2 protein-coding genes are annotated in these 1,854 nt (G+C 49.3%); both read left to right on the top strand.

What is annotated here, in order from left to right; all coding sequences use genetic code 11:
- Positions 1 to 58 precede the first annotated feature (58 nt).
- The gene (gene yihA / locus AC1WIP_RS15405) at positions 59 to 658 is read left to right on the top strand and encodes a ribosome biogenesis GTP-binding protein YihA/YsxC (RefSeq protein WP_481142655.1); all 600 of its coding nucleotides are present in this window, start codon (positions 59 to 61) and stop codon (positions 656 to 658) included.
- A gap of 18 nt (positions 659 to 676) precedes the next feature.
- Complete coding sequence (gene ytvI, locus AC1WIP_RS15400; RefSeq protein ID WP_481142654.1) at positions 677 to 1,852, top strand: sporulation integral membrane protein YtvI; 1,176 nt, start codon at positions 677 to 679, stop codon at positions 1,850 to 1,852.
- Positions 1,853 to 1,854 lie beyond the last annotated feature (2 nt).

Genomic DNA, 1,854 nt, shown 5'->3' with positions numbered 1-1,854 from the left:
GTCTTATGCAGCAGGCGCCGCCTTTTGGGCGGCGCTTTTTTGACAAAAGTGAGGAAAAATGATAATTAAAAGTGTAAATCTGGAGACGGTCTGCGGCATCACCAGCAAGCTGCCGGATAATGCTTATCCGGAGGTGGCCTTTGCGGGGAGGAGCAATGTGGGAAAATCTTCTCTGATCAACGCGCTGATGAATAGAAAATCTTTGGCGCGGATCAGCTCACAGCCCGGAAAAACCCAGACCATCAATTATTACAATGTAAATGAAGCCATTTACTTCGTAGACCTGCCCGGGTACGGCTATGCCAGGGTCAGCGAGAATGTGAAGGCCCAGTGGGGAAAAATGATTGAAAATTATCTGCGCCGTTCCAAACAGCTTCGGGCGGTTTTTCTGCTGGTGGATATCAGGCATGCGCCTACAAAGAACGATGCGGTTATGTATGACTGGATCTGCAGAACCGGCTTTCAGCCTATTATTATCGCAACGAAGCTGGATAAGATAAAGCGCAGTCAGATACAGAGCCAGATAAAACTGATTAAAACTACACTTGGCGTCTCAAAGGAGACGATTATCATTCCTTTTTCGGCGCAGACCAAGCAGGGAAGAGAAGAAATCTATGAAGTGATAGAAACCTTCCTTGGGACGGAAGGCCCGCAATAGAGGGGAGAGTGGAGCGCTGTGAAGAAGTATTGCAAGGCATTGGCAAATCTGGCAATTGCCGGATTGGTGTTTCTGGCGGTTTGTTTTCTTGTGCCCAGACTGTTGATTTTTTTTGCCCCCTTTGTGGCGGGCTGGATTATCGCGTTGATTGCCAGCCCCTTTGTGCGCTTTTTTGAAGAAAAAATCAAGCTGAAACGGAAGGTGGGCAGTGCGTTCGTTATCATAGTGGTAATCGGACTTGTGGTGCTGGTGCTGTATCTTGTGGGAGCAAAATTAGTGGAGGAAATTGTGGGTCTGGTCAATTCCCTGCCGCAGATATGGGAAAGCATGGAGGAGGATTTTGCGGAGATTGGTGAAAATCTCAGTATTATCTACAGCAGGCTGCCTATAGACATCCAGAACACTCTCACAAGCTTTTCCGATCAGATCGGCAGCTATGTGGGGGAAATTTTCAGCCGGGCAGGTTCACCCACCATCGCTGCGGCGGGAAATTTTGCAAAACAGCTTCCCTCCATTATCATTGGTGTGATCATGGCTCTTTTGTCCGCCTATTTTTTTGTGGCGGAACGGCATCTGATCGGGGGATGGTTTCGGAAATATACGCCGTCCTTTATACAGGCCCGCTACCGCATGCTGAAACGGGCTCTGGTAAAGGCGGTGGGCGGCTATCTGAAGGCTCAGCTGAAAATTGAAATCTGGATGTACCTGCTTTTGGTGATCGGTCTGAGCGTGCTTCGTGTGGACTATGCACTTTTGATTGCTCTGGGAATTGCGTTTTTGGATTTCCTGCCCTTTTTTGGAACGGGAACTGTTATGGTGCCCTGGGCTGTCTTAAAAATTTTGAGCGCTGATTATCAGATGGCCATTGGGCTTTTGATTATCTGGGGGGTGGGGCAGCTTGCCCGTCAGGTGATACAGCCCAAGATCGTGGGGGACTCTATCGGAGTGCCTCCCATACCTACCCTTTTTTTACTGTTTCTGGGTTATAAATTCGGAGGTGTGCTGGGGATGATTGTGGCGGTTCCTCTGGGGCTGATTGTGTATACCATGTATGAGGAGGGGGTCTTTGACACCACCAAGAACAGCGTGATGATTCTGGTGAACGGGATCAACCGTTTCCGCAGGCTGCAGGAGGAGGACCTGGAAGGGATTTCCAAAGACCGGAAGGAGGAGGAAACGCATGAGGAACATTAGGC

It is taken from the genome of Acetatifactor sp. (genome assembly GCF_982438285.1).
Note: the sequence above shows the minus strand (reverse complement) of the source record. Positions and strands in the feature narration are given on the sequence as shown.

Coding starts and splice junctions, on each gene's coding strand:
- yihA (WP_481142655.1), top strand. CDS start 59: ATGATAATTAAAAGTGTAAATCTGGAGACGGTCTGCGGCATCACCAGC.